21 protein-coding genes and 1 tRNA gene are annotated in these 22,098 nt (G+C 38.8%); 18 read left to right on the top strand and 4 right to left on the bottom strand.

Annotation, left to right across the window (positions count from 1 at the left end; all coding sequences use genetic code 11):
• Window positions 1-28 precede the first annotated feature (28 nt).
• Window positions 29-601 (top strand): TIGR02466 family protein, encoded by a 573-nt coding sequence (locus OQX63_RS00205; protein WP_265848885.1) that lies wholly within the window; start codon window positions 29-31, stop codon window positions 599-601.
• A gap of 122 nt (window positions 602-723) precedes the next feature.
• On the opposite strand, the gene OQX63_RS00200 is transcribed toward OQX63_RS00205, so the two are convergent.
• Both OQX63_RS00200 and OQX63_RS00195 read right to left on the bottom strand, forming a co-directional pair.
• A complete protein-coding gene (locus tag OQX63_RS00200; RefSeq protein WP_265848884.1) occupies window positions 724-1,479 on the bottom strand; it encodes a class I SAM-dependent methyltransferase in 756 nt (251 codons plus the stop codon).
• Window positions 1,469-2,656 (bottom strand): cytochrome P450, encoded by a 1,188-nt coding sequence (locus OQX63_RS00195; protein ID WP_265848883.1) that lies wholly within the window; start codon window positions 2,654-2,656, stop codon window positions 1,469-1,471. The genes OQX63_RS00200 and OQX63_RS00195 overlap by 11 nt, the downstream gene beginning before the upstream one ends.
• A gap of 365 nt (window positions 2,657-3,021) precedes the next feature.
• On the opposite strand from OQX63_RS00195, the gene OQX63_RS00190 reads away from it, so the two are divergent.
• From OQX63_RS00190 to OQX63_RS00140, 11 genes are all read left to right on the top strand, one after another.
• Window positions 3,022-3,894 (top strand): alpha/beta hydrolase, encoded by an 873-nt coding sequence (locus OQX63_RS00190; RefSeq protein WP_265848882.1) that lies wholly within the window; start codon window positions 3,022-3,024, stop codon window positions 3,892-3,894.
• A 122-nt stretch (window positions 3,895-4,016) separates the two neighbouring features.
• Entirely contained in the window at window positions 4,017-4,919 is a 903-nt protein-coding gene (locus OQX63_RS00185) for an SDR family oxidoreductase (RefSeq protein WP_265848881.1), read from the top strand.
• Between the two features lie 42 nt (window positions 4,920-4,961).
• Window positions 4,962-5,876: a helix-turn-helix domain-containing protein gene (locus OQX63_RS00180; protein WP_265848880.1), complete on the top strand. Its 915-nt coding sequence runs from the start codon at window positions 4,962-4,964 to the stop codon at window positions 5,874-5,876.
• Between the two features lie 194 nt (window positions 5,877-6,070).
• Complete coding sequence (locus OQX63_RS00175; RefSeq protein ID WP_265848879.1) at window positions 6,071-7,771, top strand: ribulokinase; 1,701 nt, start codon at window positions 6,071-6,073, stop codon at window positions 7,769-7,771.
• Window positions 7,768-8,469 carry an L-ribulose-5-phosphate 4-epimerase gene (locus OQX63_RS00170; protein WP_265848878.1) on the top strand — a complete coding sequence of 234 codons (702 nt, stop codon included), beginning with the start codon at window positions 7,768-7,770 and terminating at the stop codon, window positions 8,467-8,469. The genes OQX63_RS00175 and OQX63_RS00170 overlap by 4 nt, the downstream gene beginning before the upstream one ends.
• A 415-nt stretch (window positions 8,470-8,884) precedes the next feature.
• Window positions 8,885-10,378: an L-arabinose isomerase gene (araA, locus tag OQX63_RS00165; RefSeq protein WP_265848877.1), complete on the top strand. Its 1,494-nt coding sequence runs from the start codon at window positions 8,885-8,887 to the stop codon at window positions 10,376-10,378.
• A 633-nt stretch (window positions 10,379-11,011) separates the two neighbouring features.
• Complete coding sequence (locus OQX63_RS00160; protein ID WP_265848876.1) at window positions 11,012-11,776, top strand: SDR family NAD(P)-dependent oxidoreductase; 765 nt, start codon at window positions 11,012-11,014, stop codon at window positions 11,774-11,776.
• A 34-nt stretch (window positions 11,777-11,810) separates the two neighbouring features.
• The gene (locus OQX63_RS00155) at window positions 11,811-12,665 is read left to right on the top strand and encodes a fumarylacetoacetate hydrolase family protein (protein ID WP_265848875.1); all 855 of its coding nucleotides are present in this window, start codon (window positions 11,811-11,813) and stop codon (window positions 12,663-12,665) included.
• 1 nt (window position 12,666) lies between these two features.
• Window positions 12,667-12,996 (top strand): L-rhamnose mutarotase, encoded by a 330-nt coding sequence (locus OQX63_RS00150; RefSeq protein WP_265848874.1) that lies wholly within the window; start codon window positions 12,667-12,669, stop codon window positions 12,994-12,996.
• Window positions 12,997-13,006: 10 nt separating this feature from the next.
• A complete protein-coding gene (locus tag OQX63_RS00145) occupies window positions 13,007-13,828 on the top strand; it encodes an amidohydrolase family protein (RefSeq protein ID WP_265848873.1) in 822 nt (273 codons plus the stop codon).
• Window positions 13,829-14,069: 241 nt separating this feature from the next.
• A complete protein-coding gene (locus OQX63_RS00140) occupies window positions 14,070-15,239 on the top strand; it encodes an alpha-hydroxy acid oxidase (RefSeq protein WP_265848872.1) in 1,170 nt (389 codons plus the stop codon).
• 511 nt (window positions 15,240-15,750) lie between these two features.
• Here OQX63_RS00140 and OQX63_RS00135 read toward each other — a convergent pair.
• Window positions 15,751-16,902: an aldose epimerase family protein gene (locus OQX63_RS00135; protein ID WP_265848871.1), complete on the bottom strand. Its 1,152-nt coding sequence runs from the start codon at window positions 16,900-16,902 to the stop codon at window positions 15,751-15,753.
• A 198-nt stretch (window positions 16,903-17,100) separates the two neighbouring features.
• Here OQX63_RS00135 and OQX63_RS00130 point away from each other — a divergent pair, with 198 nt between their 5' ends.
• The 6 genes from OQX63_RS00130 to OQX63_RS00105 all read left to right on the top strand — a co-directional run bounded on the left by OQX63_RS00130 (window position 17,101) and on the right by OQX63_RS00105 (window position 21,414).
• Window positions 17,101-17,772 carry an HAD family hydrolase gene (locus OQX63_RS00130; RefSeq protein ID WP_265848870.1) on the top strand — a complete coding sequence of 224 codons (672 nt, stop codon included), beginning with the start codon at window positions 17,101-17,103 and terminating at the stop codon, window positions 17,770-17,772.
• A 3-nt stretch (window positions 17,773-17,775) separates the two neighbouring features.
• Window positions 17,776-18,474 carry an NUDIX hydrolase gene (locus OQX63_RS00125; protein ID WP_265848869.1) on the top strand — a complete coding sequence of 233 codons (699 nt, stop codon included), beginning with the start codon at window positions 17,776-17,778 and terminating at the stop codon, window positions 18,472-18,474.
• 212 nt (window positions 18,475-18,686) lie between these two features.
• Window positions 18,687-18,759: transfer RNA gene (locus OQX63_RS00120), tRNA-Lys, on the top strand.
• Window positions 18,760-19,320: 561 nt separating this feature from the next.
• Window positions 19,321-19,713, top strand: a complete 393-nt coding sequence (locus tag OQX63_RS00115; protein WP_265848868.1) for a hypothetical protein — start codon at window positions 19,321-19,323, stop codon at window positions 19,711-19,713.
• Window positions 19,710-20,879: a hypothetical protein gene (locus OQX63_RS00110; RefSeq protein WP_265848867.1), complete on the top strand. Its 1,170-nt coding sequence runs from the start codon at window positions 19,710-19,712 to the stop codon at window positions 20,877-20,879. The genes OQX63_RS00115 and OQX63_RS00110 overlap by 4 nt, the downstream gene beginning before the upstream one ends.
• Window positions 20,880-21,048: 169 nt before the next feature.
• Window positions 21,049-21,414, top strand: a complete 366-nt coding sequence (locus tag OQX63_RS00105; protein ID WP_265848866.1) for a hypothetical protein — start codon at window positions 21,049-21,051, stop codon at window positions 21,412-21,414.
• Between the two features lie 228 nt (window positions 21,415-21,642).
• On the opposite strand, the gene OQX63_RS00100 is transcribed toward OQX63_RS00105, so the two are convergent.
• A complete protein-coding gene (locus OQX63_RS00100) occupies window positions 21,643-22,059 on the bottom strand; it encodes a DUF416 family protein (RefSeq protein WP_265848865.1) in 417 nt (138 codons plus the stop codon).
• Window positions 22,060-22,098: the final 39 nt, after the last annotated feature.

Here is a 22,098-nt window from a genome sequence, read left to right as displayed (position 1 = left end):
CCTTGAACCAATGATTTAATCGGACAGTATGCCTGTAGAATATTTCTTTCCCAAAGCATTTTATTATAAGGACGATCTCATTAGTAATGAAGCGAACGAGCGGTTGGTTGAAGCCGCTCATTTACTGAAGCAGGAGGTTCCTTTGTCTACCCGTACTAATTTGTATACCACATACGGATCTGTCCCTGATATTTTTGCGCGCAGCGAATTCGGTATTTTGCACAGTGCACTAATTAATGAGATCGGCCAGTATTTGGATATCCTCGAAACCCGGCCTGGCAATAAGTACGCCATCTCAGATTCATGGATTAGTATTTCATCCCCCGGAAATTATGAACGCATGCACACACACGACGGCTCTTACATCAGCGGTGTTTATTATATCAGAACTGCCCCGGGCTGTGGTGACCTTTCATTTGAAGAGCTATCAGATAATTTATGGGCATCATCCCGTACAAGGCCCGAAAATTTTAATACGGTAAGGTATACACCGAAAGATCGGCGTCTCATTTTGTTTAACAGCAAAGTGCCGCACTCGGTAAGTCAGAATCTTTCATCCAATGAGCGCATTGCTTTAAGTTTTAACATTATTATTGTTTAGCGATTTCGCAAAATGTCCTATTGAGTAAAAGGTATTTGTTAACAGTAAAAACAAGTTCAATATCACTGTAAAAGATTGGAATGATTACCCTGGAAAACTCTGGGGCATTTGTTGCAGGAATTTTATAATGATTGTTTCTTTAAACTCGTTAGCAGGTAGGCAATAACCGAGTTTTCAAGCCCGTCGGCAAGATCTGTCAGTTGCATTGCATTGCGGAGATGATTGCAAAATCCCTTTATAGAAGAATTCTTGATATCGTTGCATTGGAGTAGCCGAAAGCCCGCTGCTATACATAGTTTGGTATAATCATTTATATCGGTAATCAGGTTCGCTGCTGGTACAGACCAGCTTCCAATCCATTCCGTATTGTTCAGTAACATATCAGAAAAAATAAGTTGACCGCCTGGACGGAGTTTTTGGTAGGCGCAATCAAGAAAATCTTTTCGGGTATCAAAATGAAATGCAGCTTCAATACTGATGATTAAATCGAAATGTTCGTCTGGGAACTCCATTCTTGTAGCATCCATCACCTGGAAATCAATACCAGCACGAGCCTCCTGTGCAAACGAAATCTGCTTTTCAGAAATATTGATCCCAACAACGTGCGCGTTGCCGAACCGTTGGGCAATAACGCCAGAACCCTTTCCTAGTCCGCATCCCGCATCCAATATCATAATGGGATCTTGCGGTATTGCTACCAGATCTAGATGTTTTATGACGAGTGCCTCGCACGCAGTTTCCAGGTTGGAAGGATTAGTGGTCCAATCGCCTACATTGTAAAAACCTGAATTACCATACATGGCCTTCATCGCATCAGACAGGATCATGTGATCGTACCGGTCAATAAAATCACTTCCAGTGGCTAATTTATCCTTCATGATTCCAGTTTATATCCAATAAAATAGAAGATGGTCCTCGTTGAACGCTGAAATTGCTCCAGCTTATATTTTCAGCAACAGTGTAAGCACTCAAATGTGCAAAAAAACGGTGCAGGCCAATACCGCCCTGAATTTGCGCAAGTCTTGCACCTATACACCTGAAAGCGCCCGCGCCAAAGCCCAGATGGTTTGGTTTTCTCCCCAATATTAATTGATCCGGGTTTTCAAATTTTGCAGGATCCCTGTTTGCCGCACCTATACTAATAAGCAATTGGTTGCCTGAAGGAATATTAATGCCATGAAGATTTATCGCTTCCTGGGTAATGAGTAAAACAGATTGCAGCGGAGAATCATAACGGATCAGTTCATCCACACCTGTTATGGCAGCGGAAAGGCTTTCGCGAAGCGTTGCCTGGTCTTCTACCCTGCCTTGAAGTGCAACCAAAGCATTTCCCATAAAATTCATCATATTCTGATGGCCAGCATAAAAAAGCAGAACCATCAATGAAATGATAAAAGAATCATCCCCGTCATCATCTGGTACAACGGCAAGGATAGCACTGCACAAATCTTTACCAGGCTTTTGCCGCTTCAATGCGATCAGTCCTCGCAACGTATCAATAAATATTTTTTTTGGTTCGTCCTCACCATTCGCCCATGATTTTTCATCAACAAAACTAAGGTATCCGCCTTTTAAGCCACCCACTATTTTAGAAAATGAGCTCACCTCCTCTTGCGGTACGCCCATCACCCGGCAAATTGTTCCGAATGTAAAAGGATGGGCATAATCATTCATAAATTCGATCCTAGAGGAAGGACGAAGCTCATCAAGAATTTCATCTGCCAGTTGTTTCATATCATCTTCATCAACCTGGAGTGTTCTGGCAGCAAGCTGATGCATAATCTGTTTACGAAATGAGGGTGTATTGCCGGGTGCCAGCGCATGTAATGTTTGCGCAATAGCTTTTTCAACCGGGCTTAAATATTGAAAAATTTGACTGTCCTGCCCCCAATGCGAACAACGGGGATCGCTTAATAACATCATTGCATCCTCATAGCCTGTAATCATCCACATGCCTTCGGGCGTTCTAAAAATGGGTTTTTCCTGTTGAACCCATTTGTACCATGGGTAAGGATCAGCTATTGAATATTGAGGTTCGTTTGCGTTAATTATCATTTTATTGGTAATGGAATAACTGGATGGCTTAATTTAGAAATCAGATATAAAAAAATATAAATAACCAATATACCATCTGTTCTCTTCGTAAATATAAGTAAATTTAATTAACCAGTCAGGTAAATTCTTAGCATAAGCTAAAGATTTTTAATGCGGATTAAAACACTTAAAATTTAAATTTTAAGAACAGCTAATGCTAAAAATAAGGTGGATCAAATTCTTTTCGCTGGAAGAATTACCGGTTATTTAAACTAAGACATGGAAACAGTAAAATGAATGATTTTACATCATCAATTTTCTCAGCCCGGTTGAAAATTGTATTTTTCCAAAAAAACATCTTATCACCACCCGTTATTCCTTAACATATGAATAAAACCCTATTAACTGTTATGCTAACTTTTTATGCGGCCGTAGTTTTCGGGCAAATGAACAGGCCAACAGATACAGTAAAGCGTAAACCTTTTGTTTTAGGCCTTATAGACGAAATCCAATCAAAAGCATTGGCGGAGAAAAGAATCCTGAACGTCTATCTTCCGGAAGGTTATCAACAGAGCGATACTACAAAATATCCGGTCATCTATTTACTTGATGGTTCTGCTGAGGAAGATTTTATTCATATCGTTGGGCTCGTGCAGTTTAACAGCTTCGAATGGGTAAATCGGGTGCCAAAATCAATTGTGGTAGGCATTGCAACTGTCGATCGTAAAAGGGATTTTACTTTTCCAACATCGATTGCGCGCGATCAAAAAAGCTATCCTACTACCGGCCACTCCGATAAATTTATTTCATTTATTGAAAAAGAACTTGAGCCTTATATCCAGTCAAAATATAAAACGAATAACAGCAAAACCATTATCGGTCAATCTTTAGGCGGTTTGCTGGCTGCTGAAATTTTAATTAAAAAACCTACACTTTTTAGTCAATATATTATTATTAGCCCTAGTTTATGGTGGGATAACGGTTCATTGTTAAACCAGGAATCAAAAATCAGTGAAAGCAATTTTAACCAGCATACTAACGTTTACATTGCGGTTGGAAAAGAAGGTTTAACACCAACCGAAATGCCCCGCGTAATGGAAGTGGATGCAAATTTGCTGACCGAAAAAATAAACGGTTTTAAAAATAACAATGTAAAAGTGTATTTCGATTTTTTACCACAAGAGAACCATGGAACAATTATGCATCAGGCGGTTTCCAATGCTTTTAAATTTCTTTATCCTATCAAAAAAGTGGATTAGTACTAGTTAAATGCCTAACGATTAAAATAGGCCATAAATCACATTTCGGCTACAAGAAAGTGCTTTTTGGCTACAGGGGTTAAGAAACCAAATCTGAACTTTGCTTCATTAAATGATATCAAATGAAAGTATTTGTTACAGGTGCTACAGGTTTCGTAGGAACGGCCGTAGTACAGGAGTTATTGGCTCATGGGCACCAGGTTTTGGGATTGGCCCGCTCGGAAGAATCAGTAAAAAAATTGCTTGCAGCCGGGGCAGAAGCACTGCGCGGAGATCTAAACGATTTTGATAGTTTAAAATCAGGAGCTATGGCCTCGGATGCAGTGATTCATTTAGGATTTGTTCACGATTTTACAAAATTTGAGGAAATGTGTAAACTGGATGGAAAAGTGATTGAAGCTATAGGTGAAGCTTTATTGGGAACAGACAAACCGTTTCTCATCACTTCAGGAACTGCACTTTTTTCAAAAGACGGAATCACAACCGAAAAAGATTTTTCAGCAAACAATCCGCATCCCAGAATCGCAACGGAAAATGCAGCGGATGCTGTAGCCGCAAAAGGCGTAAAAGTTGCCGTTGTAAGACTCTCACCATCTGTTCACGGTAAAGGAGATGTAATTGGTTTTGTTCCAACCTCGATTAATATTGCAAAAGAGAAAGGAAAAGCTGCGATGATTAATGATGGTAGTAATTTCTGGCCTGCTGTTCACGTATTAGATGCAGCCAAATTATACCGCTTAGCTTTGGAAAAACCGTTTATTAGCGGAACGAGGTACCATGCAGTTGCAGAACAGGGAATTCCTTTTAAAGACATTGCAACCTTTATTGCCGAAAAATTGCAGCTTCCACTTGTTTCCTTAACAAAAGATGAAGCAGCGGCGCATTTCGGCTGGTTTGCACATTTTGCCAAACTTAATAATTTAACTTCAAGTGAAGCAACCCGGGTAACCTTAGGCTGGGATCCTCAACACCCTACTTTGATCGAAGATTTGCAAAATGACATTTATTTCCAGGAGATAAAATAGCCTGTAATTTAAATTCATTAAATTTGATTAAATATTAAACTGATGTCTGATTCGCCGATAAGAATAAAAACCATCTCTCAGTTCCACACTTTACGAGGCTTGCCAAAGCCAAAACATCCGCTCATCAGTGTGATTAATTTTGAAGATATGGCGCCGGCGAGGGAAAGTGTAAAGCAGCGTTTGATATTTGATTTTTATATGATTTCTGTCAAAAGAGATATGGATCATAAATATCGGTACGGACAGCAGGATTACGATTTTGATGAAGGCGTGATGTTCTGTATGGCACCACATCAGATTTTGAGCATTATACGGGAAGAGAATGGCAAAAATCCGTCCGGATGGATGATGATGATTCATCCGGATTTTCTTTGGAATACACCCTTGGCTAGCACAATCAAGAAATATGAATTCTTTGATTATTCCGTTAATGAAGCCTTATTTTTATCTGAAGATGAAGAGATAAAAATCCAGCAGATCACTGATAACATCAAGCAGGAATATCAAACCAATATTGACAAATTCAGTCAGAACATTATAATTTCACAGCTGGAAACGCTTTTAAATTATTCAGAGCGATTTTATCAGCGACAGTTTATTACGCGTCGCAAATCGCATCATCAATTTTTAGAACGATTGGAAATTCTGCTCAAAGATTATTTTGAAGGTAATAATCTCAAAGAACATGGTTTGCCTAGTGTTCGGTTTCTCTCAGAAAAATTCAATATGTCGCAATACTATATGCGGAATCTGTTGAGAACTTTAACCGGACAAACCACACAACAGCACATCCACGAAAAGCTCATTGAAAAAGCCAAAGAAAGACTCTCCACAACTGAACTTTCGGTGAGTGAAATTGCCTATGAATTGGGATTTGAGCATTCTCAATCTTTTAGTAAGCTATTTAAAGCTAAAACTGATATTTCGCCGCTGGAATTCAGGAAGTCCTTAAATTAAAACGATGCGAATTCATCAGGTTTTTTCGCAGGAGTGAAGGATTAGAAATTTTTTACCAAAAAATGTTTGGATATCCCCTATCAGAGGTAAATAGTAGTAGTCCAATTTACATAAAATTGATGTTTTCAATCAAAAGAATAATTAAATTTTTTAATTCAAATAAATAAACGTTAATTAGACATTTATTTATTGTTATGAGCAAAGCAAACTATGTAATTGGAGTAGATTACGGGACTGATTCTGTCCGGTCTGTTCTAGTCGATACCGCAGATGGGAAAGAAATTTCGGCCTCTGTTTTTCTTTACCCGAGATGGCAGAAAGGTTTATATTGTAAACCTGCTATTAACCAGTTCCGCCAGCATCCATTAGATTATGTTGAAGGTTTAGAACATACCATAAAAGATTGTTTAGCCAAAGCTGGCGGTGCAGAAATTGCGTCTTTAGTAAGAGGTATTTCAGTTGATACAACCGGTTCTAGTCCGGTTGCTGTTGATGCCACAGGCACTCCCCTGGCCTTAACACCTGGTTTTGAAGAAAACCCGAATGCCATGTTTGTGCTCTGGAAAGACCATACATCAGTTAAAGAAGCAGCAGAAATTAACGAGCATGCTACCCAGTTCAAAACCAATTATTTAAAGTATGTGGGCGGAATTTATTCGTCTGAATGGTTTTGGGCAAAGCTATTGCGTACCTTAAGGGTCGATCAGTCTATTCGGAATAGTGTGCAATCTTGGGTAGAACATTGTGATTGGGTACCGTTTTTACTTTGTGGTGGTAAGGATGTGAATGCGATGAAAAGAAGTCGTTGCGCTGCCGGACATAAAGCGTTATGGGCAGAAGAATTTAACGGCCTACCACCAGAAGATTTCTTTAGCAGTCTGGATCCGCTTTTGGCTGGTTTCAGAGATAAATTATTTAATGATACAGATACTTCTGATGTTCCTGCAGGGACCTTATGCGAAGAGTGGGCAAACAAACTAGGCTTAAGTACCGATGTAGTAATTGGTGTAGGCGCTTTTGATGCACACATGGGCGCAGTTGGCGGACAAATAGAACCTTATTATTTAAGTAAGGTAATGGGTACCAGTACCTGCGATATTTTAGTGGCGCCTAATCAGGATTTAGATGGTAAATTGATTAACGGGATCTGTGGACAGGTTAATGGTTCTGTAATTCCGGGTATGGCAGGTTTAGAGGCAGGTCAATCTGCCTTTGGAGATGTATACGCCTGGTTTAAGAATTTAATCAGCTGGCCACTAAACCATTTGTTAACGGAATCTACATTGATTGATGAAGCTACGGCAATTGCGCTAAAAGAAGAGCTGGAAGCTAAAATTATTGCCAATTTAAGTAAACAGGCTGAAGCTTTAGACGATGAAGACTATGCAGAACTGGCTGTAGATTGGTTAAACGGCAGAAGAACACCAGATGCCAACCAGGAACTTAAAGGTGCTATTACCGGTTTGGGTTTAGGTACCGATGCTCCGCGGTTTTTCCGCGCATTGGCAGCAGCAACCTGTTTTGGAGCCAAAGCTATTGTAGATCGTTTTAAAGAACAAGGCGTACCTGTAAAAGGAATTATTGGTATTGGCGGTGTGGCTAAAAAATCAGCTTACATAATGCAAATGATGGCCGATGTGCTAGAAATGCCTATCAGGATTCACCGATTTGAGCATACCTGCGCTTTAGGTGCAGCCATGTTTGCCACAGTAGCAGCCGGCATTTACCCAAATATTGAAGCCGCTATGCAAGCCATGGGTACCGGTTTTGAAAAAGAATACAAACCTAACGTGAAAAAGCAAAAGCTTTACCGCCAGCATTACCAGCAATATTTAGGCCTTGGCCGTTATTTAGAGAAATACAGCAAAAAAGACGTTAAACCTTATTTATCATGAGCAACTATCAGGATATAAAGCAACAAGCTTACGAAGCCAATATGCAGCTGCCCAAATTAGGCCTGGTACTGTTTACATTCGGTAATGTAAGTGCTGCAGACCGCTCAAAAGGCGTATTTGCGATTAAGCCCAGTGGTGTACCTTATGAGGATTTAACACCTGAAAAAATGGTCATTGTAGATTTTGATGGGAACACGGTTGAAGGCACACTTCGCCCCTCTTCAGATACAAAGACCCATGCTGTTTTGTACAAACACTGGGAAGATATTGGCGGCGTAGTGCATACCCACTCTACTTACGGTACCGCATGGGCACAGGCACAAAAAGCCATCCCAATTTTTGGTACCACCCATGCCGACCACTTAACGGTAGATATTCCATGTGCGCCACCAATGGACGACGCCATGATTAAGGGCAATTATGAATATGAAACTGGTTTCCAGATTATGAACCACTTTGAAAGCCTGGGCTTAAGCTATAAGGAAGTAGAAATGATTTTAGTGGGTAACCATGCACCTTTTACCTGGGGTAAAACAGCCGAGAAAGCGGTTTACAATAGTGCGGTACTCGAAGCAGTAGCACAAATGGCTTTGTTAACGCAACAGATTAATCCGCAGGCACCGAAGTTGAAAGATTCGTTAATTGAGAAACACTATGAGCGAAAGCACGGCGCCGGAGCTTATTATGGACAGAAATAAGTTGTGAGGTTTTGTCATGCTGAGGTACAGCATGACAGCGAATGATTCCATGGTAGATGGCTCACTAAACAATTTTATAAATTACAGCGATAAATTAAATATTTAGTAATTTGATTTGGAAAGCAATAGCAGCATCATTTAGGTTACAACAGTCCCGCCCCCGCTTCTGCCGATTGAAAAAAATCGGCATCTCGCTACGGTCGGGTTTAGGTGGCAACAATTGTGTTACTATCTGAGAATAAAACAAAAAGCAGGACTTTGCTAACCGATGAAATACGGAACTTTGCTTTTCAAAAAGAATATAGATAATGTTCTGTGAGAACACAGAACACGGAAGAGAAAATAAAAGTGCATTTCGGTCTGTGAGGACACAGACCGGGGAGAATTGAATAAATTAAAAACAACATAAATAGTAATGATTGATTTAAAAAAATTACAAGTTTGGTTTATTACCGGTACACAACACCTGTACGGTGAAGAAACCTTAAAACAAGTAGCAGAACATGCACAGCAAGTTGCTGATTCTTTGAACCAAAACCAAAACATATCTGTTTCGGTAGTGTACAAGCCGATTGTAAAAACAACTGAAGAGATTTTTGAAACTTTGCAGCAAGCCAATATTGACGAAAATTGTATTGGAGTAATGACCTGGATGCATACCTTTTCGCCTGCCAAAATGTGGATCAGGGGCTTAAATGTATTGCAAAAACCTTTGCTACACTTGCATACCCAATTCAACCGCGATATTCCATGGAATACCATTGATATGGATTTTATGAACCTGAACCAGAGTGCACATGGCGACCGTGAATTTGGTTTTATGGTTTCGCGTATGCGTAAAGACCGCAAAGTGGTGGTTGGGCATTGGCAAGATGAAGAGGTAGCGAAACAGATTGATACCTGGTGCAGGGCTGCTGCCGGATGGAACGATTGGCAGGGCGCTAAATTTGTACGTTTTGGCGATAACATGCGCTTTGTAGCTGTTACTGATGGCGATAAGGTGGAAGCGGAAATGAAATTCGGTTTTTCTGTAAATACTTATGGTATTGGCGATTTAGTAGCTGTAATTAATGGAATTGATGAGGAAGCTATTCAGGCTTTGTTAAAAGAATACGAAGCTACTTACGAAATGGCTGATGATTTGAAAGCTGGTGGTGCCAGACAGCAATCGGTTTACGATGCAGCTAAAATTGAATTGGGATTACGTAAGTTTTTGGTTGATGGCGGCTTTAAAGGTTTCTCTGATACTTTTGAAGATTTACATGGAATGATTCAGTTGCCGGGTATTGCAGCACAACGCTTGATGGCTGATGGTTACGGTTTTGCCGGTGAAGGCGACTGGAAAACAGCAGCTTTGGTGCGTGCATGTAAGGTAATGGGCGCTGGCTTACCGGGTGGCAATGCATTTATGGAAGATTATACCTATCATTTCGATCCGGCAAATGCAATGGTATTAGGTTCGCACATGCTGGAGGTTGATGCCAGTTTAGCTTCAGGAAAAGCAAGTTTAGAGGTACACCCACTTGGCATTGGTGGTAAGGCCGATCCGGCACGTTTGGTATTTAACGTAGGCGGTGGCGATGCGCTTAATGCTTCTTTAATTGATATGGGTAACCGTTTCCGTTTACTGGTAAATGAAGTAAAAGCAGTTGAAGCTGAAAATGACCTTCCTAACCTACCAGTTGCACGTGTGCTCTGGAAACCACTTCCGGATATGAAAACAGGTTGTGCAGCATGGATTTATGCTGGCGGAGCACACCATACAGCTTATAGTCAGAATTTAACTACCGAGCACTTATCTGATTTTGCCAATATTGCCGGTTTAGAATATATTAACATTGGCGCCGATACCAAAATCAATCAGTTCAGAAATGAATTGCATTGGAATGAGGTATTTTATAAAGGTTAAGCTAAAAACAACTTAAATTATAAATAAGCCGATAATGATCTAAATTATCGGCTTTTTTGTTCAATTATACTTTGAATTTGTTTGCTGCGATAAAATCGCTTTTCTCGTCCATCCGCGTTACAAACGCTGACAATGGTTTTGTAATTTTTGATGGGATACAGCTTTTGCGATATATCTATTTATCCGCATTAGACGAATTTATTATTTTTATGCAGTCTTCACCCTGAACTTGTTTCAGGGTCTTTCTTGAAGTATAGATGCTGAAATTAAATCCGATGGATCAGATCAGCAAAACGTCTTAGGTTAAATTATGGCTAAAATTTAATTTTCCATACTCGCCAGTTGTCAAAATATTTATTTTTAGACGAGTGTTCATCGATTAAAATTGGAGTACAAGCTCATAGCTCCGTTTCATGATGCTGATATTCAATATCACGCTTGTATAAGAAAAAATTTTATCCATTCATTTAATATTTACCTGAATTCCATAACAACATTCTTTTTTAAGTTGCCCTTCCGATTTGAGTATTGAACACGACGTATGACAATATTTGTTAATATTTAGGCAAGAAGATAAAATTTTTAACTAAGAATATTTATTTTATTTGTAATCAATTATAATTTATCATAGACATGTTTTCACTCAAAAATAAAAAAGCAGTAGTTACAGGTGGTGGAAGTGGAATTGGCAGGGCTATAGCGACTATCCTGGCTAAGCAAGATGCCGAAGTACACATCATTGAACTGGGTATTGCGCAAGCACAAGATACGCTCGATGAAATTAAAGCAGCCGGTAAACAGGCTTTTAGTTATGCATGCGATGTTTCAGATCATCAGGCGGTCAAAACTATTTTTGAACAAATTGGAAGCATCAATATTTTAGTCAATAATGCAGGTATTGCACACATTGGCAAAGCCGATACTACAGAAGAAAGTGATTTCGACCGGGTAATGCGCGTAAATGTTAAAGGGGTTTACAATTGTTTGTTCGCTGCTATTCCGCAAATCCGCTTGGCTGGCGGAGGTGTAATCATCAATATGGCCTCTATAGCAGCCTTGGTAGGTTTGCCAGACCGTTTTGCTTACAGTACGGCGAAAGGTGCGGTAAAAGCCATGACCATGAGTGTAGCCAAAGATTACATCGGCGAAAACATCAGGTGTAATTCTATTTCTCCTGCAAGAGTACATACGCCCTTTGTAGATGGCTTTTTGCAGAAAAACTATCCGGATAATATTCCTGAAATGTTCGAGAAATTATCTAAAACCCAACCGATTGGCCGTATGGCTAAACCTGAAGAAATCGGTGCGCTTGCCTTATATTTATGTAGCGATGAAGCTGCGTTTATTACCGGTTGTGATTACCCGATTGACGGTGGATTTACAACCTTAAACAATTAACATTATTTTTAAATACAAAATATAAACTTTTAATATGAGATTAATACGATTTGGCGAGGCAGGAGCAGAAAAACCGGGCGTAATTATAGGTGATCATTACTATGATGTATCTGCATTGGTTAGCGATTATAACGAAGCTTTTTTTGGTGGAGATGGCTTAGAAAAGCTAAAATCAGCTATCGCATCTGCGGATTTACCACAGGTTGATAAGGGTGTGCGCCTAGGCCCTGCTTTGGCACGCCCGTCAAAAATTATCTGTGTAGGCTTAAACTACAAAGATCACGCGGCTGAAACCAATGCCCCTATTCCAACCGAGCCAATTTTATTTTTCAAGGCTACTTCAGCAATAGTTGGTCCAAATGATGACTTGATTATTCCTAAAAATAGCAAAAAAACAGATTGGGAAGTAGAATTGGCCATTGTTGTGGGTAAAAAAGCGAGTTATGTTTCTGAAGAAAATGCTTTGGATCACATCGCAGGTTATGTGCTACATAATGATTACAGCGAACGTGAATTTCAGATCGAAAGAAACGGCCAATGGGTAAAAGGAAAAAGCTGCGATACTTTCGCGCCGATCGGGCCATTTATTGCTACGCAGGATGAAATTGCCGATGTACACAACCTGCGTCTGTGGTTAACCGTTAACGGCAAGACCTTACAGGATGGCAATACCTCAAACCTGATTTTTAATGTTCCTTTTATGATTTCATACATCAGCCAGTTTATGACACTTTTACCTGGAGATGTAATTACCACAGGAACACCTGCAGGTGTAGGTCTGGGCCAGAAACCGGAACCATGGTATTTAAAACCTGGCGATGTTGTAGAGTTGGGTATTGACGGTTTAGGTACCAGTAAACAAACGGTTAAAGCTTACAGCGGAAATTAACATGAAAAGATACTGCCTGGCACTCGATCTCGTAAATGATGATAAACTGATAGAAGAATATAAGCGGTACCATCAATCGGTTTGGCCGGAGATTAAAGAAAGCATCAGTTCTTCAGGCATCGAAAACCTGGAAATATATCTCCTTGGTAACCGGTTATTTATGATTATGGAGGTTAACGATAGCTTCTCTTTTGATGAAAAAGCAAAAGCTGATTTAGCCAATCCAAAAGTGCAGGAATGGGAAACTTTAATGTGGAAATTCCAACAAGCATTGCCAGGTGCAAAACCAGGCGAAAAATGGATTTTAATGGATCAGATATTTAAACTCTAAACGCTTTTTTATGATTGATACTCACGTGCATTTTTGGAATTTTGATCCGGTTAGAGATAGCTGGATTAACGACGATATGAAAATCATCCGCAAGGATTTTGCTCCGGAAAATCTTTTGGATATTTATAGCGAGTTAAATATTAAAGGTTGTATTGCGGTACAGGCAAGCCAGTCGGAAAAAGAAAACCATTTTCTCCTTAAACTGGCCGGGCAGAATGAAGTTATAAAAGGCATTGTGGGCTGGATTGATTTGCTTAATCCGAATTTGAATGAGCGTTTAAGCTATTGGCAAAATCATAAAACCATTAAAGGCTGGCGACATGTACTGCAGGCCGAGAGCAGAGATTTTATACTGAATCCTGCTTTTATTACTGGCGTTAAACAGTTAAAAAAATACAATTATACTTATGATTTATTGTGTTATCACAATCAATTGGAGGCCATTATAAAAATGGTTGATCAAATTCCCGATCAGCCATTTGTATTAGACCATTGCGGCAAGCCAGATGTAAAAAGTCAGGATTTGAAGGAGTGGACAGAAAACATCAATACTTTGGCAAAAAATCCGCATGTACAGTGTAAAGTATCAGGCCTTTTAGCCGAAGCCGATTGGCAAAACTGGAAAGAGAAAGAACTATTTAACTGCTTTGATGTAATTTTTGAAGCATTTGGTCCTGAGCGTGTTATGTATGGTAGCGATTGGCCGGTAATGCTGATTAGCAGGCCTTATCAGGATTGGTTTAACCTGGTAAATAAATACGCAGAAAGATTTACTGAAAATGAAAGGAAATTAATTTTCACCGATAATGCGAAAGCTTTTTATGGGGTTTAACAACATATCTTCTCCTCATTTGTCATCCTGAATGCAATGAAGGATCTTTTTGATGTTGCTTTATTTGCAAAGGATTCTTCACTTCGTTCAGAATGACAGATCGGACCTGCGCAAACAATATTTTTCTACATTCTCCTTAACTAAAATTAAAAATAGCAGATAGTGCAGGATGGAAAATATAATAGAAAATATTAGTTTTCGCTTTTTATAATAGAATCTGACCAATACAACCTTTTAAATAATGAGCAAAAAGATTACATTCCCTTACAACCCGCAATTTCCATCTGTTGCCGACTTAAGAAAAAAGGCACAATCAAGGATTCCTAAATTTGCCTTTGACTACCTGGAGGGGGGCTGTAACGAAGGGCTAAATCTTATTCGTAACGAAACAGATTTCGATAATATATACTTAAAACCAAATTATTTACGTGTTGGTGGAGATATCGATATGTCTGTTGAGCTTTTTGGACGTAAGTACAGTGCGCCTTTTGGCATTTCTCCTATTGGTTTACAAGGCTTAATGTGGCCCAATGCGCCTGAAATTCTGGCCAGGGCGGCAGCCAAACACGATATCCCCTACACGCTGAGTACGGTATCTACGAGTAGTATCGAGCGCATTGCTGAAGTTTCAGAAGGAAAAGCCTGGTTTCAGCTTTATCATCCTACCGAGAATAAACTGAGAGACGATATTTTATCACGTTTAAAAGCGGTTGAGTGTCCGGTTTTAGTTGTACTGGTAGATGTTCCTGCTTTCGGATTAAGGTATAAAGAAATTAAAAGTGGTCTTTCTATACCGCCAAAAATGTCGGTTAGCAATATTTTACAGGCATTTGCCAGGCCATTATGGGGCATCAAAACGTTACAGCATGGTATCCCCTCTTTTGCCACCTTAAAACCATACATGGAAAAAGGAATGGACATGTCGCAGCTGGGGCAATTTATGAACCGAACGTTTACGGGGAAAGTCGACATCGATAAGGTTTCGGCCATCCGCGAAATCTGGAAAGGACCATTGGTATTAAAAGGCATAGCCACAGATGAAGATATGCAGGCAGCCATACAAATTGGAGTTGATGGGGTTATTGTTTCGAATCACGGTGGACGACAGATTGATGCAGGTGAATCATCGATCAACTCTTTAATTAAACTTGCCGGAAATGATGCCTATAAATCAAAATTGAAGATCATGATGGATGGCGGAATCCGTTCGGGTGTTGATTTGGCCAGGGCACATGCCGTAGGTTCTGAGTTTAATTTTATGGGTCGTCCGTTTATGTATGGTGTTGGCGCACTGGGCAATGAAGGTGGAGATCATACGATCAATATGTTTAAAACCCATTTGTACCAGATTATGCAACAGCTTACGATAGAAAAGATTTCGCAATTTTCTGAAAGGTTGTTGGAAGTATAAAAAAGGCTGTATCATAAGCCCTGGTTTCTCTAGAAGTTTGTTACGTTGAGCCTTTCGAAAACACCCACATAATATCATGGCTGTTTTATACAGGCTACTATTTAATAGAATCCAATACAAAAATCGTTATTGCAAGGAACGAAGCAATCTTAATGATCACACTAGTAGCGGTCGTTATAAGATTGCTTCGTCGGCTGAAGAAGCCTTCTCGCAATGACGATTCTTCATAGTCTACAGTTCGTTAAAAATTCTCCTGTCATCTATATTGATTTTTATAAATAAATCACTTCTACCATTGACAGAATTCAATAGCGACGTCGTCATTCCCGCGCATGCGGGAATCTTAATGCAACCTAACAACCCTACCAAGGCATTACGATTCCCAATCGAGTTGGGAATGACGATTCCACGCAATATATTAATTCATTAAAATCCCCTGTCACTCATATTGATTTATAAAATAAATCAACCCTAAGGATAACAATTCAATATTTATGATACAGCCTTAACGTTATTTCGAAAACTTGTACGTTGTACTCGTTTTATATGTTTCGCCCGGTTTAAGTACTGTTGAAGCAAAATTAGGGTGGTTTGGTGCATCAGGAAAATGTTGTGTTTCCAGGCAGAAAGCCGAACGGTGTGGGTAAGATTTACCACCTTTACCATCTTTATCAGCACCGGTTAAGAAATTACCGCTGTAAAACTGCAAGCCAGGCTCGGTAGTGATAACCGATAAAACAATTCCTGTTTTTGGGCTTTTAACTACAGCAACTGGTGTTTTACCATCATGGTGGGTTAAAGCAAAATTATGGTCGTAACCTTTACCAAATTTTAACTGCTCATCGTTATCACCAATCTGTTTGCCAATCAATTTTGCTTTATTAAAATCGAAAGCAGTACCTGCAACAGGTTGTAATTTTCCGGTTGGGATCAATGTCGAATCAACCGGTGTATAAGTATTTGCATCAATCATCAGTTCGTGATCCAAAATCGTACTATCACCTTCGCCGTTTAAGTTAAAATAAGCGTGATTGGTTAGATTTATAATAGTCGTTTTATCTGTAGTAGCCTCATAATCAATTTGCAGCGAATTATCGTCGGTTAAAGTATAAGTCACTTTCACATCCAGTTTACCAGGATAGCCTGCTTCACCATCTTTAGAAACATAGCTCAACTCCAGTTTTGTACTATCCAGTTGTTTCGCATCCCATACTTTGCCGAAAAAGCCATCAGTACCGCCGTGCAAGGTATTTACGCCATCGTTAAGCTGTAACTGGTATTCTTTTCCATCTAAAGTAAATTTACCTTTACCAATGCGGTTTCCGTATCGGCCAATCAAGGCGCCAAAAAACGGTTCACCTTTTTTACGGTAAGCACCCACGCTATCGTAGCCCAGTACTACATCGGTTAGTTTGTTGTTTTTATCTGGCACCAGCAACGAAACTACCCTGCCGCCAAAATTGCTAATCGATACCGAAGCACCTTGTTTATTTTTCAACGTGTAAAGTTTAACCGCTTTACCATCAATGGTAGCGCTATATTTTAACGAATCTTGTTGTGTACTGCTTGTTGCACCTTTATCGGCTTTAGGGTTGCATGCGCTAAAAGCAAGGGCTAAACACAAGGTAGCTAGTGGTAATGCCTTAAGAAATGGTTTTTTCATCAGTTATTATTTTTTAAGTTGATGAAGCGATCGTGGTTTTCACATAGCAAAACTCCTGATGCTTGCATATAGATTTATTTTTGGTTACAGCTAAAGTAGTAAAAATAATTAACGTCAGGTTAACGATTATAATATTATTTCTGTTAATATTGGCGATCATTCCGTACATCAAAAAAAATCATATAATTTAGCAGGTATATGCGAGAGTTAAATTTTAAACCTAAAGCTTTTCTGTTTGATTTAAACGGTACCATGATTAACGATATGGAGTATCATACCCTGGCCTGGTACAGTATCATGACCGAAGATTTAGGTGCAGACCTAGATTACGCAAATGTAAAAAAAGAAATGTATGGTAAAAACCACGAAGTGCTGGAGCGCGTTTTTGGAAAGGATAAATTTAGTCCTGAAGAGATAGAACGCCTTTCGGTAGATAAAGAAAAGCGCTACCAGGCAGGTTATTTACCGCATTTGGCTTTGATTGTTGGTTTAGACAACTTTTTGGAGCGTGCAAAGGCTGCACAAATTCCGATGGCCATTGGCTCAGCAGCTATTCCTTTCAATATTGATTTTGTGGTAGATGGTTTAAACATCCGCCATTATCTGGATGCGATTGTAAGTGCAGACGATGTGCAAATGAGCAAACCCGATCCGGAAACCTTTCTAAAAGCTGCAGCTGCTCTTGGCGTTGCACCTGCCGATTGTCTTGTTTTTGAGGATGCGCCTAAGGGTGTAGAATCAGCCCTGAATGCAGGTATGCAATGCTTTGTATTAACCACTACACACACCGTTGAAGAATTTGACGGTTATCCAAATATTTTGGGTTATATTACCGATTACAACGATACTAAATTAAATCTGCTTTTTTAAAACATGGGAAAATATTTAAATCAAAAACCTGTATTGGTTGCTGTAGACTGCATTATTTTTGGTTATGACGGCGAACAACTGAAACTTTTGGTTATTAAAAGGGCCATTGAGCCCATAAAAGATCAATGGAGTTTAATGGGCGGTTTTATCGGAGAAAACGAAAACCTGGACGGCGCTGCAAAACGGATCCTCCTGGAGCTTACCGGCCTGCATGATGTATATTTAGAGCAGTTGCATGCTTACGGTAGTCCTGACCGTGATCCAATTGAACGAACGGTATCTGTAGTGTATTTTGCACTGATTGATATTAATAAATATAGCAAACAGATTAATGATCAGTACCATGCAGAATGGTTTAAGGTGAAGGAAGTACCGGAACTGATTTTCGATCACAACGTTATGGTTAAAGCAGCGATGGATAAAATCCGTTATCAGGCCGCCCTCCACCCTGTTTTATTTGAATTATTACCAAAACGTTTTACCATACCACAATTGCAGGCTTTATATGAACAGGTTTACGATGCACCAATTGATAATCGAAACTTTATCCGTAAAATAACGGCCAGTGGTTTGCTCATTAAACAAAATGAGAAAGATAAATCGAGCTCCAGACGCGGTGCTTTTTACTTTAAGCTCGATAAAAATAAACATAAAGCGCAGTTTCAATCCTTTCTTAACTTTATACCTAAAGGTGCTAAATAAGAAATTTCGATTTTATTTAACCACCGTTTCACTATCGGTTAATTTATGTTTTAGAAAAAGATAAAAAATATTTTCTGGCTTAGCAATTTTAAAATCAAGGGATTACAAACAGATAACCTAATTTTAACGCTAAAGACCAAAAACATTTTATAAAAACATTTGCAAAGCAAGGATTAATCTCTATATTTGCACCTCCTTAAACAAAAGGAAATGATTCCGTAGCTCAGCTGGTAGAGCATTACACTTTTAATGTAGTGGTCCTGGGTTCGAATCCCAGCGGGATCACAAGAAACCTCACAGAAATGTGAGGTTTTTTTGTTTTAGATCGGTTAAAATTTGCATAAAAATCTTTAATGCGTGGCCGAATCTTATTTTTTCCGTTAAGAAAAAACATCTGGCTTGATCTGCAACTTCAAGTTAATTACCTCTTTATCAACTCAAAAAGCAAATCTATTCCTTGTCTACTTATATTGCCCCTAATATATTATACATTCTAGTGCTTACAAGCAATAATATCAAAAGCAGTTCAACCTTCATTCATAACTACTGCATTAGCGTAAATAAAATTAACAATACCAACATATAGGTATTCTCAATCCACACAACATATTGTAAATTAGAAACTTAAAAATTAACAGATTAATTTTAAGTAATTCACAATAAAATACTACACCACCTGGGTTAAAATTTTTTAAAGCGTATTACCTTATTTAAAATACATTGTGAGATATCAAAAATTAATGCCTGGTTTCTAGAATTTATCTTAACAAATTAATTGCAATTATTTTATAAATACCTTATGCATAAATAGTTAAATTTATTTAATCACTCTAAACAACCCTTAAAATGTCAAATACTTACAACATTGGTACAAGTAATGGCCAAGTCAGTCTATCAGTAGACATCACAACTGTTGGCCTTGCCGCTAGCAGAGCAAGCGTTTTAATAGTGTCTGATGATAGTCCCGGAGTTCCCGTGGCCCATTCAGTAGATGCAACTGGCGATATTGCCAATCAAGCCATAGGTAAAGGTACTTTCTTAAAAGGAAAACGACTTACAGCATTTACCTTGGTAAATCTGACCGGTACCGACCCCGAAAGTCGTGCAACCGAAGCAGTAGCAATAAGAGGCAGCTACACACTTTCAGGAGGTGATGATGGTGCCAAAACCTTTAATAGCCCGTTAAAATCCTATCAAGACCCTAGCGTTTATGTTATTTTTATTATCGACCTTGTATGAAAAAGTTCGTGTTCACTCTGGCATTAGCAGCGGTATGCTTTAATGCCACAGCGCAAAGTTCTTCAGAAACTTCAAGCAAATCCAGTACGCTTAAAAGTTTAAGTGTACCGGTTTCGCCGGCATTTTCACTTACCGATATCACACCTACCTTGGTCCAAAACCCAACCACCCCTAAATCGTTTGCATTAGGTATAGTGCAATCCGTTGCAAACGGTGGCTCATACTTTCCGGATAATTTTTCAGCGCAATTTGCGCCTGTTTGGTGGGTTGATCCCGAAGGGATTAGCATATATTCTTATTTAGGTTTAACGCGGCCAGAATCCGGCAAAGTTTTAGACGACACCAGGCAGAATATTTTCTCCGGATTGAAATTCACTTCCCTTTCGGTTGGTTTTATAAATAAAGACCTTATCCATGACAATATAGAAAAATCACAAAAAATTTTCTCCATAGGTGCTCATACAACCTTATTAAGGGCATATCATAAAGAGCACACCAAAGCACTTAATAACGCAATTAACAGCTGGCATGAGCATGCCCTGGAAGACATCTCAAGCAATCAGGATCTAATTGATGCTATATCCAGGCTCAATGCCAGCGATAAAAACTACCAGGATCAGATAAATGCATTAACAGAGAAAATGAGGATCAAGCTTTCAGCTCCCGATCTTAAGACAATAAATGATCTTATTATACAAAAACCTGTATTTGCATGGGACGTTTCTGTTGCTACTGCCGGATATGGTATCAGCAGTGATGCGATAAAAATAGGCCGTTCGGGTGTATGGACCGGTTTATCGCTTAATTTGAAACTGGATAAAAAAGCAACTAACTATTTTTCTATAAATGCATTAGGCCGCTATCTGTACGATCGTTATCAGGTAAATGACGAAAATGTCATCGGGAAAGCCCATAATCTTGATGCAGGGGGTAATTTAGGGTTTGAACTCAACAGATTAAATATTGCTGTTGAATCATTATACAGATTTACAAATGGCGTTTCTGATTCAAAAAACAGGACTGTAGGTATTATTAGTGTGAAGGTATCGGATAATATATTTATCAATGGAACTTTCGGAAAAGATTTTTCAGGGCCGAATAAGCTTATCTCCCTTTTTGGAATTAACTGGGGCTTTGGCAAAGAGAAAGTTGCCTTACCCGAATAGATAAACGGGCGCGTATCAAATGCCCGCTCGTTTATTGATTAAATTTAAAATAAAGAAATCTATCTTTTTTTGTTTAAAGTAGACGGTACCATGCATCATGATTAATACTCTATTATCATTCAAAAGAATTTCTTACATTTCGACTTTAAGTAATCTAAAATTAACCTGTATGAAACGAACCATCTCAACAATCTCCTTAGGCATAATTGGAATTCTAATGCTAGCATCCTTTAATATATCAAAAACACCAGAGTATGACATTGCAGATTTATATCAATCTACCGACTTAAATGCTAATACAAAAGCCCTCACCGAAGACGGCGTGAAAGAAGTGAGTGTATTGTTAACTCCTATCAAATTAGATGTTGGAAAATATGTGGTCTCTCTAACAAAAAAAGGCAAAGACCTTTATAAAATTGATGGTAAAAACATCTACATAGAAACAAAGTACTGTTATGAATATGCTACAGGCGAAGAAGTTGTTTTGAAAATAGAGTCTACTTATGGTTACTCAAAGGGCAAAGTAATTTTTTGATAAAGTGATGTCCATACCTGTCCGTAGAGTTCCGCAGGGCTCTACGGATTAGTAAATAGAAAAGAGTCTATGGCTCGCTTTTATTAGAGTTTATAAGTTCTCTAATATCCGTAGAGACGCTATGCTTAACTCTACGGACAGAAGGGGAAACGAATTGGATATAAACCCAATGATCTTTAAGCATTCACCTTAAATTTTAAGGTCTAAAATTGGTTCTAAGATTCTATTTTATGTATAAGATTTTAAGAGATCAAGTTGAAATATCCTTTCTCTAACAACATCTGGATAGTTCTCCAGTTCTTCATTTGTCAAATTTGCATTAGCTTCACCCAATTTGAAATCTATTGTATCAATCATATAAGTACTGATATTAAAAATATGACTTTTATCTTTATCTGATATATACTCAAGCAATTCGTAAACGGCACAAGATGCATTTAAGGCGTAGCTGCTATCAAAATCACCAAAGTCATCCATATCAGGGATATTTGGATCTAGTTTATCAAGATAAAATTTAATATCGGAATGATTTACCATAGTTCCTTTACCGACACGACAAAATTCTATACACGCTGTAAGTAAATCAGGATCACCCCAATTGTGATTTTTCGAAAACGATATATATTCTGTAGTAAGCGGTCGCAAATATCTAGACTAAAATCTACAAGCACATCCAGACTGGTC

It is taken from the genome of Pedobacter sp. PF22-3, from assembly GCF_026239555.1.
Lineage (GTDB): Bacteria > Bacteroidota > Bacteroidia > Sphingobacteriales > Sphingobacteriaceae > Pedobacter.
The sequence above is the reverse complement of the archived record's forward strand: the minus strand, read 5'-3'. Positions and strand labels throughout refer to the sequence as shown.